At 65.2% G+C, this 13,850-nt stretch carries 14 protein-coding genes, 2 pseudogenes and 2 other annotated features; of the genes and pseudogenes, 8 read left to right on the top strand and 8 right to left on the bottom strand.

Annotation, left to right across the window (positions count from 1 at the left end; genetic code table 11):
* Positions 1-559: 559 nt before the first annotated feature.
* Positions 560-1,738, top strand: a complete 1,179-nt coding sequence (locus ACQY5K_RS08460) for an SEC-C metal-binding domain-containing protein (RefSeq protein ID WP_428121945.1) — start codon at positions 560-562, stop codon at positions 1,736-1,738.
* 87 nt (positions 1,739-1,825) lie between these two features.
* Here the strand turns inward: ACQY5K_RS08460 and ACQY5K_RS08455 are convergent, their stop codons facing one another.
* From ACQY5K_RS08455 to ACQY5K_RS08445, 3 genes and pseudogenes are all read right to left on the bottom strand, one after another.
* Positions 1,826-2,575, bottom strand: coding sequence for a hypothetical protein (locus tag ACQY5K_RS08455; RefSeq protein ID WP_428121943.1), 750 nt, complete (start codon positions 2,573-2,575; stop codon positions 1,826-1,828).
* Between the two features lie 366 nt (positions 2,576-2,941).
* Positions 2,942-4,201, bottom strand: a pseudogene (locus ACQY5K_RS08450) (IS3 family transposase).
* Positions 3,785-3,899: a sequence feature (AL1L pseudoknot), on the bottom strand. It overlaps the preceding pseudogene by 115 nt.
* A gap of 184 nt (positions 4,202-4,385) precedes the next feature.
* On the bottom strand, positions 4,386-5,243 hold the full coding sequence (locus ACQY5K_RS08445) for a transposase (RefSeq protein ID WP_428121941.1): 858 nt from the start codon (positions 5,241-5,243) through the stop codon (positions 4,386-4,388).
* On the opposite strand from ACQY5K_RS08445, the pseudogene ACQY5K_RS08440 reads away from it, so the two are divergent.
* A pseudogene (locus ACQY5K_RS08440) lies at positions 5,235-6,494 on the top strand (IS3 family transposase). The gene ACQY5K_RS08445 and the pseudogene ACQY5K_RS08440 sit on opposite strands and share 9 nt — an antisense overlap.
* Positions 5,537-5,651, top strand: a sequence feature (AL1L pseudoknot). It overlaps the preceding pseudogene by 115 nt.
* 23 nt (positions 6,495-6,517) lie before the next feature.
* Here ACQY5K_RS08440 and ACQY5K_RS08435 read toward each other — a convergent pair.
* The 5 genes from ACQY5K_RS08435 to ACQY5K_RS08415 form a co-directional block, all read right to left on the bottom strand.
* Positions 6,518-7,039, bottom strand: coding sequence for a transposase (locus ACQY5K_RS08435; RefSeq protein WP_428121940.1), 522 nt, complete (start codon positions 7,037-7,039; stop codon positions 6,518-6,520).
* A 327-nt stretch (positions 7,040-7,366) separates the two neighbouring features.
* Positions 7,367-7,741, bottom strand: a complete 375-nt coding sequence (locus tag ACQY5K_RS08430) for a hypothetical protein (protein ID WP_428121938.1) — start codon at positions 7,739-7,741, stop codon at positions 7,367-7,369.
* Between the two features lie 115 nt (positions 7,742-7,856).
* Positions 7,857-9,029, bottom strand: a complete 1,173-nt coding sequence (locus ACQY5K_RS08425; protein ID WP_428121936.1) for an amidohydrolase family protein — start codon at positions 9,027-9,029, stop codon at positions 7,857-7,859.
* Between the two features lie 28 nt (positions 9,030-9,057).
* Positions 9,058-9,498: a hypothetical protein gene (locus ACQY5K_RS08420; protein ID WP_428121934.1), complete on the bottom strand. Its 441-nt coding sequence runs from the start codon at positions 9,496-9,498 to the stop codon at positions 9,058-9,060.
* Positions 9,383-10,249 (bottom strand): LLM class flavin-dependent oxidoreductase, encoded by an 867-nt coding sequence (locus ACQY5K_RS08415; RefSeq protein WP_428121932.1) that lies wholly within the window; start codon positions 10,247-10,249, stop codon positions 9,383-9,385. The genes ACQY5K_RS08420 and ACQY5K_RS08415 overlap by 116 nt, the downstream gene beginning before the upstream one ends.
* A 288-nt stretch (positions 10,250-10,537) precedes the next feature.
* On the opposite strand from ACQY5K_RS08415, the gene ACQY5K_RS08410 reads away from it, so the two are divergent.
* The 6 genes from ACQY5K_RS08410 to ACQY5K_RS08385 all read left to right on the top strand — a co-directional run bounded on the left by ACQY5K_RS08410 (position 10,538) and on the right by ACQY5K_RS08385 (position 13,832).
* Positions 10,538-11,818, top strand: a complete 1,281-nt coding sequence (locus ACQY5K_RS08410; RefSeq protein WP_420442877.1) for an ATP-binding protein — start codon at positions 10,538-10,540, stop codon at positions 11,816-11,818.
* A gap of 227 nt (positions 11,819-12,045) precedes the next feature.
* Entirely contained in the window at positions 12,046-12,288 is a 243-nt protein-coding gene (locus ACQY5K_RS08405; RefSeq protein WP_428121930.1) for a hypothetical protein, read from the top strand.
* Complete coding sequence (locus ACQY5K_RS08400) at positions 12,285-12,536, top strand: type II toxin-antitoxin system ParD family antitoxin (protein ID WP_419551974.1); 252 nt, start codon at positions 12,285-12,287, stop codon at positions 12,534-12,536. The genes ACQY5K_RS08405 and ACQY5K_RS08400 overlap by 4 nt, the downstream gene beginning before the upstream one ends.
* On the top strand, positions 12,533-12,859 hold the full coding sequence (locus tag ACQY5K_RS08395) for a type II toxin-antitoxin system RelE/ParE family toxin (protein WP_428121927.1): 327 nt from the start codon (positions 12,533-12,535) through the stop codon (positions 12,857-12,859). The genes ACQY5K_RS08400 and ACQY5K_RS08395 overlap by 4 nt, the downstream gene beginning before the upstream one ends.
* Positions 12,860-13,023: 164 nt before the next feature.
* Positions 13,024-13,311 carry a DUF1778 domain-containing protein gene (locus ACQY5K_RS08390; RefSeq protein WP_428121925.1) on the top strand — a complete coding sequence of 96 codons (288 nt, stop codon included), beginning with the start codon at positions 13,024-13,026 and terminating at the stop codon, positions 13,309-13,311.
* The gene (locus tag ACQY5K_RS08385; protein WP_428121923.1) at positions 13,308-13,832 is read left to right on the top strand and encodes a GNAT family N-acetyltransferase; all 525 of its coding nucleotides are present in this window, start codon (positions 13,308-13,310) and stop codon (positions 13,830-13,832) included. The genes ACQY5K_RS08390 and ACQY5K_RS08385 overlap by 4 nt, the downstream gene beginning before the upstream one ends.
* The last annotated feature ends 18 nt before the right edge of the window (positions 13,833-13,850 follow it).

The raw sequence follows: 13,850 nt of genomic DNA, 5'->3' as shown, positions 1-13,850 counted from the left end.
GCCACCACCTTGAGGCTGTGCCCCGGTCGCCGAGGATCGCCGCACAGCGATGGCGCTCGCGGCAGGACACGAAACAGAAACAAGTGCTGGCCTGCACCGGTCGGTTGCCCGCAGGATTCTCAATTCACCACCGCTCACCGTGGTGAACCGCCGCAGTGACCTGGTCCCTTGTTGTCGGACTTTGGTTGTCGGAGTTGATTCATCTCGGGTTTTGCGCAGGCTGTGGGGTCGCTGACTTGGAGGAGGCGGATTATTGGATTCATGCTGCTGTTCGGCGTTGATGTCAAGCTAGGGGCTCAGCGAGCACAGGCCGACAAGGGCCGACAATGCGGCGGCTAGCAGAGTCGGCGGGCTTTCGGCCCTTACCATCGGCCCTATGGGGAACCAGCCCGATAGTCGCCCAAAATTGCGAGGGACTCCCTCTCATGAGCCGGCGCTCGCAGCTGGGAAGGTCCGGCCAAGCGATGTCGCAGCTATCTGAACTGCTGAGCCCCAGGACGCGATGACAGCAAGCTGGGGAGCGGCGAGCGAAGAGGCAGCCCGCTGGTACGCGGCCGACTTGGGCGTACCAGACTTCGTCTACGAACCGGTGATTCTGCCCAAGGGCAACGCTAGGCGCGAGGTCTCGGACGGCCTCCTCATCTCGCAGGGACGAGGCGTGATTCTCCAGACGAAGGCGCGAAGCCCCCGCACTCCTCCCGACTTGGATCGTCAGTCTGCATGGGCACGGAAGCAAATCGGCAAGGCGGCCAGCCAAGTTCGTGGCACTCGTCGCACACTTGCTTCGGTGCCGGAGCTTCAGTTGACCTCACGACGCGGCCACTCACTCACGCTTGCCGCTGATAGCAAGCGGGCATGGCCGGGTGTCGTCCTGCTCGACATGCCTGGTTGCCCTTCGGGGATCGATGCCACATGCGATGACCCGGAGACGATTGTCATGACACTCGACGATTGGCACACGCTTAACGACCTCGTCCGCTCGACTTCCGGTGTCATCGATTACGTGCATCGAGCCATCGACGCGCAGACCCTCCAGATCGAGCTCGCGAAGGAGGCGGTTCGCTACGCCAATCTCGCTGCGGCCGACAACGAGTTGGTACGGCAGGAAGGTGGTTATCCCGTGCTGCCATCCATGGGTCTCTCGCCTCGGGAAGAGCAGGTCATTGCCACTCTGGACGACTGGATCGACTCGGACATTGCCGTGGCGGCGGGACCAAACGGCGACCTCGATCCGGATGCCACGCGTCGTGCGATCGAGGTGATCGATGCGATTCCAGTCACGGTGAGGGTCGAAACGGCCCGAACTTTGCTGCACAAGGTCCGCAAGGCAGACGTCGTCGGCCATGCCGTCTCGGGTGTTTGTCAGATTCCTCCATCACATCACCGGTTGCTGTTCTTCTTTGATCAGGCTGCCAACTGGAGCAGTTCCGAGCACTTTTCGGCCTATGTCTTCGCCTACACCGCTACCCGCCATGAAGAGCTGGATGATCTCTACGGTCCGGGGGTATCACTCTTGTTGGCTCGGTTGAGCACCAAGAGTGGTCACGTCTTCCGGAAATTTGCGCTGATCGACGGAGACGCCGCCGAGCTACAACTGCCCAGCGATGAGCGATGGTCGATTCTCGAACGCCATGGGATGCTCACGTCCGGTGGCATTCGCCCGACGGAGAGCCTGCAAGCGGACGATCCTTGTCCATGCCGATCAGGCAGGAAGTACATACGCTGCCATGCGGCCTGATGAGGATTCACCTGGACATCCCGGCACGCCGCCTACTTGCATGCGGAATGCCGGGACGGTTAGATGCTCCCTTGTCAAGTGGGTTCGTCATCTCGGCTCGGTAGCGCGTACGAGTTCCCACATCAAGCCCCGGTCACCGAGCACCAAGTCAAAGCAGGCATCGAAATCCGCTTGTTGCAGTTCGTCGGTATGCACTGCACGGTTCCGGTACTGCGTCGTCACCTGCTCCAAGACGGCGAGAGCCCCGTCCGGTTGGAGCAGCCATGGCGAATCGGGCCACCGGCTCATCGTCCGACGCAATGCCCGCAGGAGACTGCTCGTGTCCCGTCGCGATCGGGAGTAGCTCGCCGTTTGGAGACAGTGGCGAATCGTGCCCAATTCAGGCGGCGTGCGTGACCGCCCTATACAGAAGCGGGCGACTCGCTCGAGATCCTTGTCTTGGGCATCTTCGTCGAGGTCAAGGCCACGACATTCGGCTGCCAAGGGTGCGACCAAACGCTCCACGAGTTCGACCTCCACTGCCTTGCACATGCCGACAACCGCCGCTGACCAGTCAAGGCCCGTGGCATTGGCGAGATGCCGTGCTACGAATTCCGAAGTCGCGAGCAGCCGTTGGGACCGTTCGGTGAGCTGGTCGAACCCGCTGATCCGGGTTCGAAGCAACTGAACGGCTTTGCGCAGTTCTTCCTCAGATACAAGCGCCAGCAGCTCTTCAGCGAGACGGTCAGCAAGTTCTGAATCGTCAGTCGCTCCGGCGCGAATGTCGTGAAGCGAGAGCAGGCGCCCGTAGCACCCGTTGCACAGCAAGCGATTCCAGTCTTGCCGGAAGACCGTCATGAGCTTCGAGGTCTTGGCCTGACCACAGCGAAAGCACCTAAACGACGTGGCTGAGGTCAATCGGTATTGTCGCATCGGCCCGCGCTGCGGGTAGGTCTTGACGACCTCATAGCGCGCAGTAACCCCCGTATCAGTAATGACGCACCTGATTCCACGCCGGAACCGGTGACGAGTTCAGCACCGGCCCCGGCCCCGCAACGGTCGGCGACGAGACAGCCTGCTGAGCGCGTGCGCCGCGTGCTCGTACGCAGGACCAGTTCTGACAGGCCTTGTCATGCTTTTAGCCTGAATCCACCGATTGGTTGTTGGTGAGCGCGGGTTTCGCGGGCCGGTGGCGGGTTGAACCGCTCTGGCTTTGTTGGAGACTCATTGGTTTGGTTTTCCAGCCCCGGCTGGGGTGGTCTTGTGGGCAGCGTAGAACGCTGCTTCGAATTCTGCGGGCGGGGTGTCGTTGCAGTGGCCGTGGAGCCGTTGCTGGTTGAACCAGTGCACCCAGCCCAGGGTGGCGAGTTCGAGCTGGTCGACGTCGTGCCAGCCGTGTGTGTCGGGCCCGTAGGCGCATTCGGCCTTGTAGAGACCGTTGGTCGTCTCGGCCAAGGCGTTGTCATAGGAATCGGCGACGGTGCCGATGCTGGGGCGGGCGCCGATCTCGTCGAGGCGTTCGGTGAATCGCAGCGACGTGAATTGCGATCCCGCGTCGGAGTGGGCCACGAGCCCGACCAGGCGGCGGTTGCCGCGTGAGCGGCGGGCCATCTCCAATGCGTCGAGGACCATCTCGGTGCGCATGTGCGAAGCGACGCGCCAGCCCACGATGCGGCGGGAGAACGCGTCCACGATGAAGCACACATAGGCCATGCCTGCCCGGGTCGCGACATAGGTGAGATCGGTCACCCACAACGCGTCGGGCCGATCCGCAGTGAAGTCGCGGTTGACCAGGTCGGGAGCGCGAACCGCGTCAGGATCCTGACGCGTGGTGAACATCTTGCGCCGCCGGCTGACGCCGCGTACGCCCAGCTCACGCATCAGCCGGGCAACCTGGTCCCGGCCGATCTCGTGACCCGCGCGCCGGGCGGCCTTCCACAGCTTGCGTGCCCCGTAGACCTTGCGGTTCGCGACCCACAACGCCAACAAGATCGGCATCCACACCGCGTCCGAGACCGCCCGCGCGGACGGCTCGCGCTCGCGGCGCTTGGCCGCGTAGTACGTGCTCGGGGCCACCCCCAGCGCAGTGCAGATGGGCTCGACCCCGAGCTCGCCACGATGAGCGTCGACGAACGACACCGTCACCTCTGTGGGCGGTCGAGCCCCTTACGCGAAAAAAGCCGACGCCTTGCGCAAGATCTCGTTCGCCCGACGCAGCTCCCGGTTCTCGGCCTCCAGCGCCTTGATCCGCTCAGCCTGCTCGCTGTTCACACCAGGGCGCAACCCAGCATCGATCTCGGCTTGGCGCACCCACGACCGCAGCGACTCCACCCCGATCCCCAACTGGGCCGCGACCCGCTTCACCGTCCCGTGATCGGTGCCCAGCTCCTTGCGGAGCTGACGCACAGCACGCACAGCACGCTCCTTTTCCGCCTCGCTGTACCGACGCGTCGTCGGCTTCCCAGGCGACATCTCATGTGGCATGACTCCATCCTCGTATCCAAGATCAGGAGCCTTCAACCAACCCAGGGCGATTCAGGTTGGGGTCGCGTCGGGTTGTTGGGGGTGTGGTTTGGTGTGTTTGGGCGTGTTCGGCTAGGGGTGCGGGTGTGGTTTGGGGTTGTCGACGCTGGGTTTGTGTGGGGGCGTCAGTTCCGGGCTGTGCCGTTTAGCCGGAGGGTCCGGGCAGAGCCCTGAGAGCGCTGAGCGTGGCTGTGAATTGTGTTTCCCAGGGCCAGCGGGCGGGGTATCGCAGGGTGGGTGTGCCCGAGCGGTTGACCAGCACGGCGGCGAGTGCGACGAGTCGGGTGCGGCGCGAGCGGTTCGTGGCCGCCGGCGCGCCGGCGAGCGTGTCGGTCCAGTGGCCGATGTTGTGGGCGAGCGCTGCGCAGGCGAGCGGTGCGCAGTTCGCGCCGTAGTGGCCTGAGGGGACGTGTTCGAGTCCGGTGCCTTCTTTGAGGTCGCGGATGGCGAGCTCGACCACGGCGTGGCCGCGGTGGAACTCATCCGCGGCGGCGGTGTCGTGTTCGGTGTTGGTGATGAATGCGTGGTGTCGCCAGTCGGGCCACAGCCGTCGCTGTGCGCCCTCGGCGAGGCGGGTGCGGCGCACCACGAGACGAACGGTGCGCTTGGCTTTGCCGCGGCCGGTGGCATAGGTCGTCTCGGCGACTTGGGCGTGGCCGTCTTTGGTGTAGTCGATGTCGGCCCACGCGTCGGTGCTGATCGCTTGGATCGCTGTGCGCACAGAGGATCTGAGGGCGACGGTGATCGACCATTTGATGTCGTGGGCGTCGAGACGGTCGATCAGTTTCCATGACCAGAATCCCGAGTCGGCGCGCACCGTGGTCGGCCCGGTCGCCCCGGCGCGTCGCAGGTTCGCGACGAGCTCGTCGACGAAGCGCACCACGCCTCGCGACGACCCCGCGGAGCCTTTGCGCATGCGTGCGCCGAGCACCTCGCGGGTTGAATCGCCCTGGGTTGGTTGAAGGCTCCTGATCTTGGATACGAGGATGGAGTCATGCCACATGAGATGTCGCCTGGGAAGCCGACGACGCGTCGGTACAGCGAGGCGGAAAAGGAGCGTGCTGTGCGTGCTGTGCGTCAGCTCCGCAAGGAGCTGGGCACCGATCACGGGACGGTGAAGCGGGTCGCGGCCCAGTTGGGGATCGGGGTGGAGTCGCTGCGGTCGTGGGTGCGCCAAGCCGAGATCGATGCTGGGTTGCGCCCTGGTGTGAACAGCGAGCAGGCTGAGCGGATCAAGGCGCTGGAGGCCGAGAACCGGGAGCTGCGTCGGGCGAACGAGATCTTGGGCAAGGCGTCGGCTTTTTTCGCGTAAGGGGCTCGACCGCCCACAGAGGTGACGGTGTCGTTCGTCGACGCTCATCGTGGCGAGCTCGGGGTCGAGCCCATCTGCACTGCGCTGGGGGTGGCCCCGAGCACGTACTACGCGGCCAAGCGCCGTGAGCGCGAGCCGTCCGCGCGGGCGGTCTCGGACGCGGTGTGGATGCCGATCTTGTTGGCGTTGTGGGTCGCGAACCGCAAGGTCTACGGGGCACGCAAGCTGTGGAAGGCCGCCCGGCGCGCGGGTCACGAGATCGGCCGGGACCAGGTTGCCCGGCTGATGCGTGAGCTGGGCGTACGCGGCGTCAGCCGGCGGCGCAAGATGTTCACCACGCGTCAGGATCCTGACGCGGTTCGCGCTTCCGACCTGGTCAACCGCGACTTCACTGCGGATCGGCCCGACGCGTTGTGGGTGACCGATCTCACCTATGTCGCGACCCGGGCAGGCATGGCCTATGTGTGCTTCATCGTGGACGCGTTCTCCCGCCGCATCGTGGGCTGGCGCGTCGCTTCGCACATGCGCACCGAGATGGTCCTCGACGCATTGGAGACGGCCCGCCGCTCACGCGGCAACCGCCGCCTGGTCGGGCTCGTGGCCCACTCCGACGCGGGATCGCAATTCACGTCGCTGCGATTCACCGAACGCCTCGACGAGATCGGCGCCCGCCCCAGCATCGGCACCGTCGCCGATTCCTATGACAACGCCTTGGCCGAGACGACCAACGGTCTCTACAAGGCCGAATGCGCCTACGGGCCCGACACACACGGCTGGCACGACGTCGACCAGCTCGAACTCGCCACCCTGGGCTGGGTGCACTGGTTCAACCAGCAACGGCTCCACGGCCACTGCAACGACACCCCGCCCGCAGAATTCGAAGCAGCGTTCTACGCTGCCCACAAGACCACCCCAGCCGGGGCTGGAAAACCAAACCAATGAGTCTCCAACAAAGCCAGAGCGGTTCAGGTGTCGGCGCGTGCAGCGAGCAGCGGGTGATAGCCGAGCACGCTGGTGTAGCCGTACGCGGCTCCTTGTTTTTGTTTGCCGTGGACCTCGCAGACCGTGGAGTCCAGATCGACCGTCAGCGGCGCACGGCCCGGGCCTGCTCCCAACTGCCATGCGCGAGCGAGCGTGCGCGACAGCACCGCTTCGAGCTGGCGGACGTGACCGAACGTGAACGTCCGCAAGAACGACCCCACCGTGGACGGCGCCATCGGGCGGAACCCCAGCACCCTCCCGGTGCGCCCGGCGCGCAGCATCTCGACATGATCGATGTGAGTGCCGCCAGCGAGCATCGCGGCGACCACCGTGCAGATCTTCGGGCCTGGGTTCGCGGAACCGGTGCGCACCCACCGCTCGATCAGCCCCAACAGACCCAGACGGTCCATCAGCGTTCCCGCCAGGATCAGGCCCGCGTTGGCCACCAGGCCCTCATGATCGAACGTCGTTGCGAACCGGTCCAGCCTGCGCGATGATCCAGACACAAAAAGTGCCTCCTGTTTTTGAGACGAATGTGGCTTTCGACATCACAATCGTCGCAGATCAGGAGGCCTTTTTCGCGGACGCGGCAACCCCCACACACCCACCACACCGGTGGATTCAGGCTTAGCCATGCCACTCCTCCCCGGTCTCATAACGCGGCATCCCGCCGAACCCTTCCTCCGGCTCCCAGACTCGCTCACAGTCGTAGCACAGACGCCTCGGTTTCAACCCGAAACCGTGAGCACGCCACAAGCCCGGCTTCCCGCAGTCGCAGCGCTTCTTCCCGGCCGCCCTCAAACTGACACGCTCAAGCGGCTCCCAATGGATATTCATCGCGTTTGTCTCCGTCCTAGCCCTGCGAGCACTTCACGCATCGGAGGCATCGGCCCTGGAAGCTGCCCGCCTTCCGGCTGCTCCGCTCCGATGTCCGGCATCGATAGACCGGGCTGCGTCTCCGGTGCCCCCTGCGGAGCCTCAGTCGCCTCCCGTTCCTGCGCTTCCCTGTTCGCCTGAGTCACCGCCTGGATCAGACTCTTGCGGACCGTGCTGACCAGCTCAATGATCCAGGCCAAGTCCATCATCGCCATCTCGCCTGCCACAGGCTGCTTCTGAATGGAAGGCAAATCTGCTTCCGTCAACCGTTCCGTCAGAATTTCGTCCAACTCCGCTTCAACACCGTCCACCGTCGGATCGGTGCGCATCATCGTCGTTCTCGGAGCCTTCGTGTTCTTCTGGGATGGGCGCTGCCGACTTGAGTTCATCTGACCTGGGCTTCTGGGAAGCGGTGCCGACCAGGAGGTTGACAGGCGCGAGCGCGGGTCAGATGTCGATGCGGTAGAGCTCGGCGGCGTTGAGGGACATGATTCGCTCGATGTCGTCGCGAGGGATGCCTTCGAGCGCCCTGGCCAGGTCATGATCGTCGCGGGGATACAGGCAGGTGGGGTGGGGGAAGTCGGTCTCGAACATCAGCGATTGGGCGCCTACGTATTCGAGGGTGGGCCGGACCGTTGATCGCTCGAACCAGAAGCAGCCGTAGAACTGGCGGCGGAAGTAGTCGGAGGGCAGCATCGACAACTCGGCCAGCTCGTTCGGTGCTGTTTCGTGCATCTGGTGGTCGAGCACTTCCAGGAAGAACGGCAGCCAGCCGATCCCGCTCTCGACGGAAACGAACTTCACGTCCGGGAAGCGCTCGGGTACCCCGGAGTAGATCATGTTGCCCACGACCCGGGCGTTGCCCATGATCAGGTTCGCTGAGCCGACCGCCAGACGCCGCTCGGGTCCGAACGACGGCCACGGCGCCTTGCCGTAGTAGTCCAGGTTGCCCTTCGACGAGCCGATATGGAAGTTCACCGGCATCCGCAGGTCCGAGCACACCTGCCACACGGGATCCCAATGCGGCATCGCCATGTCGGGCAGGCCCGCCTCCTCGGGGTTCGAGCACGTCACGATGCCTCGCAGGCCGTTTGAGTGACAGCGCTCTATCTCCCGCACCGCGGCGTCGAGATCCCACCACGGCAGCAGCGCCATGCCGAACACTCGCTGGCCGCTGGCCTCTTGGAACTCGGCGAGGGCGTCGTTGTAGATCTCGACCGAGATGATCCGCAGTGCATCGTCGGGCGATTTCAGAAAGTTCTGATTCCCGAAGCCGGCCACGTTGGGGTACATGATCTGCGCTTCGATGCCCAGTTGGTCCAGCATCTCGACCCGCGCCTCGGCGTCGTAGCTGGCGCGATGCACCATCTCGTTGTCGAAGTCGAAGAACACCGTGCCGGTGACCTTCTCGCCATCGGGGCCGACAACCGACGACGCGATGGGCAGACCGATCGGGATCGAGTCGTCGAACCACCAGCGGCGCTTGCCGTCCTTGGTGGTCATCCGCGGCACCCGGTCTCGGTACTTCGCAGGCGCGCGCGACGTCCACAGGTCATAGGGCTCAGACCAGTGGCTGTCGGTGTCGATGATCTTGAGATCGTCGAGGATGGTGCCGCTCATCGTCCCAGAGGCCGTTGCTCGGGGCCGGTCAGCCGACCGGCGCGACGGTCACCGGACGCTCGCCGAACTCGGGGCGCTCGGTGCGGGTCTTCTTCAGCTCCCAGAAGCCGTCCACATCCATCATGGCGATCATGCCATCCCACAGCTTCAGGGCTTCTTTGCCCTGGGGCGCCCGCGTGATCACCGGGCCGAAGATCCCGACTCGCTCGCCGTCGCTGCGGTCGAGGGCGATGATCGGCGTGCCCACATCGGTGCCGACAAGCGCCAAGCCTTCGTCCATGCGCGTACGGATCTCGGCGTCCCATGACTCGTCGGTTGCCGCCTTGGCGTGCTCGGGATCGATACCGAGCTCTTCAAGTGCCTTCGCAATGTCGAAATCGCGGTCGCCGTCGTGGTGGATGCGGCTCGCAAAATCCCAGTACACGCCGAACACGGCATCGTCGCCCTCCGCGGCGCGGATCGACTCCATCACCCGCAGATGCCCGTGGGTGCCCACGGTGGCAGTACAGGAAGTTGAGCGTGTGGACCTGGTCGTTCACGAAGCTGCCGACCGGATCGCAGTTGGCAATCCGGCGGTGGTACTCGGCAGTGCGCCGTTCCTGCTCGGCGAACGGGGCGGCGCTCACGCCCAGGCAGCCAAGTCCCCGCTCGGCAGCGTCCAGTTCCGTGCCTGGCGTGGTGACCGTCACCCACATCGGCGGGTGCGGCTCCTGGAACGGCTTGGGGATGACATTGCGTGCCGGCATCTCGAAGCGGGCACCCTCCCAGCCGAAGTCGTCGCTGGTCCACATCTGGGGGATTACCCGCACGAACTCGTCCCACGTCTTCTTGGTGTCGTCGGGGTCGGCGCAGAATCCGCCGAGCTCGGTCCATGTGCTCGACCGGGCCGTGCCCAGCTCCAAGCGTCCGTTGGAGATGATGTCGAGCGCGGCGGCCCGCTCGGCGACCCGGATCGGGTTGTTCATCTCGGGCACGCACACCACCGCGCCGTGGCCCACCCGGATGCGCTGGGTCTGCGCGGCAACCGCCGTCAGGAAGACCTCGGGAGCGGGACAGTGCGAGTACTCCTCCAAGAAGTGGTGCTCTACCGCCCAGACGTGGTCGAACCCCAGCTCGTCGGCCACCCGGCACTGTTCGAGCGCGTTGTGGTACGTCAGCCACTCGTTGGCCCGGCTGAACGGCCGCGGCACCGACAACTCGTAGAAGATCCCGAACTTCATTGCGCAGTTCTAGCCCAGCACCACCCCAGCGTGACGGTCGAGGCGACGCCGAACGAAGAGGGTCCCGTCTGGAACGCCGGCACACCTCGTCCCCGTCGAAGCGCCCAGGATTGCAGTTCTTGGATCATGAATGTTGCAATTCATGGCTTGGGTGTGTTGCGAATAGCTGGGTGGTATATTTGCAAATCACTGAACATAATCGTTGCAAATCACTGAATTGGATAGGTGGGGGAATGCCGAGACGGATCGACTGGTTGCTTGGAAGGGCCGTTCAGCAGGGGAGGCAGCATGCCTGATACCGAAGCCGCTGCAGGTGCCACCGGGTACCAGCCGCGGATTGTGGACGCTCTGCTGGCACAACGGCTCCGTTCGGCGCCTTGCGTGGTCGTGGAGGGCGTGCGCGCGTGCGGCAAGACGGCCTCTGCACGCCAACAAGCCGCGAGCGAGGTGCTGTTCGACACCGACCCCGTTGCAGTCGAACTCGCACGCGTCGAGCCCAAGCGCCTGATCGAAGGCCCTGAGCCCCGCCTGTTCGACGAATGGCAGGTCGCTCCCGAGATCTGGAACCATCTTCGACGGGCGAGCGACGACGGCGGCCGGCCGGGCAGGTTCATACTCACCGGTTCCGCCGTGCCCGCCGACGATGTCTCGCGACACACCGGCGCAGGCCGGGTGTCGCGTATCCACATGCGGCCAATGTCGCTGTTCGAGACCGGGCTGTCCACAGGGGAGGTGTCGTTGGGCGGGCTGCTGCGCGCCGAGGACGCGGTGGGATCGTCTGTGGGCCTGACGCTGGATCACATCGTCGACGCGGTCTGCCGTGGAGGCTGGCCCGGAATGCTCGGTGCCGAACTGACGGAGGCGCTGAGGTTCGTTCGTGATCATCTCGACGAGACGAGACGGGTTGAGATTGCCAACGGCGGCGGCCGACGGCGCGACCCGGCCCGATTTCGGCAATTGCTCCGGTCGCTCGCGCGCAATGTGGCCTCCGAGGTGTCGATGGCAACGCTGGCAGCCGACGCGGGCGGCGAGAATCCGTTGGACACGAACACCGTGCGGGGCTACCTAGACGATCTTGAGCGCATTTTCGTCGTCGAGGACCAGCCGGCATGGTCGGTGCGGCTGCGGTCGCGGTCGCGGCTGCGCTCGGCCCCCAAGCGGCACTTCGTCGACCCGTCGTTGGCCGTGGCGGCTCTGCGCGCTGGGCCGGAACGGCTGCTCGCCGATCTCGGTTTCTTCGGGTTGCTCTTTGAGTCTCTCGTCGTGCGCGACCTGCGGGTTTACGCATCGGTGCACGACGGCGAAGTTCTGCACTATCGGGACAACACAGGGCTGGAGGTGGACGCCATCGTCGAGAACGGTGCGGGAGAGTGGCTCGCAGCCGAAGTCAAGCTCGGCGGGACGGCCGCCATCGACGAGGCGGCAGGCAATCTCCTCAAACTGCGTGATCGAGTGGACACCTCCATCGTCGGGCAGCCGACGAAGCTGGTGGTGCTGACGGCGTTCGGCTATGCCTACGACCGTCCCGACGGAGTAGCGGTCGTCCCCATCACCACCCTCGGCCCCTGAGCCGGCACATACTTGCGGCGGCGGGCGCGGGCAGTGCGAGTACGCCTTGAGGAAGCGGTGTTCCACGGTCCGGACGTGGTGGATCGCCAGTTCGTCGGCCGCCCGGCACGCCTCGAAGCGGTGGCAACGAGGCGCGTAGAGTGCGATGGCGCACGGCGGTGCCGGCGAATCGGCGAGGGGCCATGACTCAGCGGTATTCGACGGAACGCAGCCCGGTCCATCACTTCGTGCTGGTCACCGAGGGGCTTGACCTGCTTGACAATGACAGTCTCGAAACGCTCTACGAGGCGGGCTGCACCGACGCCAGCATCGGCCACCGCACCGTCGAGTTCGACCGCGAAGCCCCGACTCGCTGGGATGCCATCCAGCAGGCAATTCGAGACGTGAGCGCGGTCTCCGGATTGCGGGTCGTCGACGTCCGCGACAGTATGTTGACAACTGTTGTTAACACCGGCAGACTGGCGAGGTGAGCCGGAACACCATGAGCTTTGCGCTTCCCCCCTCGATGCGGAGCTACATCGATGAGCGCGTGCGGGGTGGAGAGTACGGCAACACCAGCGAGTACCTGCGTGACCTCATCCGGCGCGATCAGCAGGCTGAGGAAGCACGTCGCTTCCGCATGCTGATCGCTGACGGGCTCGAGTCGGGCGAGGGTCGCCCGTTGACGTCCGAGGTCGTCGACGAATTGCGTGCGCGGGCGCTCGGCCGAGCCGTGTGACAGGCATCCGCCTGCGCCCGCTCGCCGAGGCTGATTTGGTCGAGCGAAGCGAGTGCTACAGGTCGGAGGGCGGCGATGGCCTCGGTCGACGCTTCTTCGATGCAGCGATCGAAGCGTTGCGAGACATCGAATGCATGCCCGGCGCGGGCTCGCCGCGGATTGGCGAGATATGCGGCATCGATGGCCTGCGGTCCCGTCGGCTGGCGCGTTTTTCGTGCGGCTGGTTCTACTTCGAGCGGGGTGACTGGGTCGATGTGGTCAGTCTCCTCGCCTGGGCGCAAGGCCTCGAAACGATCCTGGGCGACCTGAACCAAGACCGATGAGACGCAAGTTGTCGCCGTCGGGCAGCACCGTGAGCGTGCTCACGTCAGCGTTGCCACGAGAATCAAGCCACTGGCCCGATCAGTGGCGGTATCGTCGTCCTCAGTGTGGCCGGATGATGGCCGTACACTGTCGAGCACGGTGGAGCGGGACGGGAGCGGGCGCCATGGCAGACACAGTGAACCGGGTGCGGAGCGCACGCCTCGAGGTGCGCATGACGCCCGACGAGCGTCGGCTCATCGACGAGGCGGTGGCCGCCACGGGTGTGCTGCTGAGCGATTTCGTGTTGAGCAGCCTTTGCATCGCGGCTCATGATGCGCTGGTGGACCGGACTGAATTTGCGCTCGATGACGACGGTCGTCGTGCGTGGGACGAGCTGAACCGGCGGCCTGCCCGCGAGCTCGTCGGCTTGCGGTCGCTCATGTCCCGCCCGTCGCCGTTCGTCGAAGAGTGACGACCGGGTACCGGTCGCCTCGCCTGCTGGAATCTGCGGACGACGTTTCGGGCTTCGCCTGCCGATCCGCTGCGCAGACGCGCTGGCTTCGACGTCTTGGCCGCCAGGCCCATGCGACCGGCACGACACGGGTGTTCGTGGTCACGCCCGCCGACCGCGTCGAGGTGGTCGCTTACTACGCCTGGTGCATGGCGAGCATTTCCCCCAGCGACGCGCCCGACAGGCTGCGCGCCGGTGCCGGCAAGTGTCCGCAGCCGGTCGCATTGCTCGCGCGGCTCGGAGTGTCGACCAGCCACGAAGGGCAGGGGCTGGGGGCAGGACTCTTGGCAGACGTCATGAGGCGAGCGTCGGCTGCGGGACGGACTATCGGCTGCCGGGGCCTGCTGATTCACACCGAATCCGACGACGCCCGAGCCTTCTACCTGCATCTGATCCCGGAGTTCGAGCCGTCCCCAACTGACCCCCTGCATCTGCTCCTGATGATGAAAGACATCCGCCGCACGGGTTCTGCGTCGGGATAGGTGGCGATCAGGTGGAGG

The sequence above is a fragment of the Candidatus Poriferisodalis sp. genome (assembly GCF_965262965.1).
Taxonomy (GTDB): Bacteria; Actinomycetota; Acidimicrobiia; order Acidimicrobiales; family Poriferisodalaceae; genus Poriferisodalis.
The sequence above is the reverse complement of the archived record's forward strand: the minus strand, read 5'-3'. Positions and strand labels throughout refer to the sequence as shown.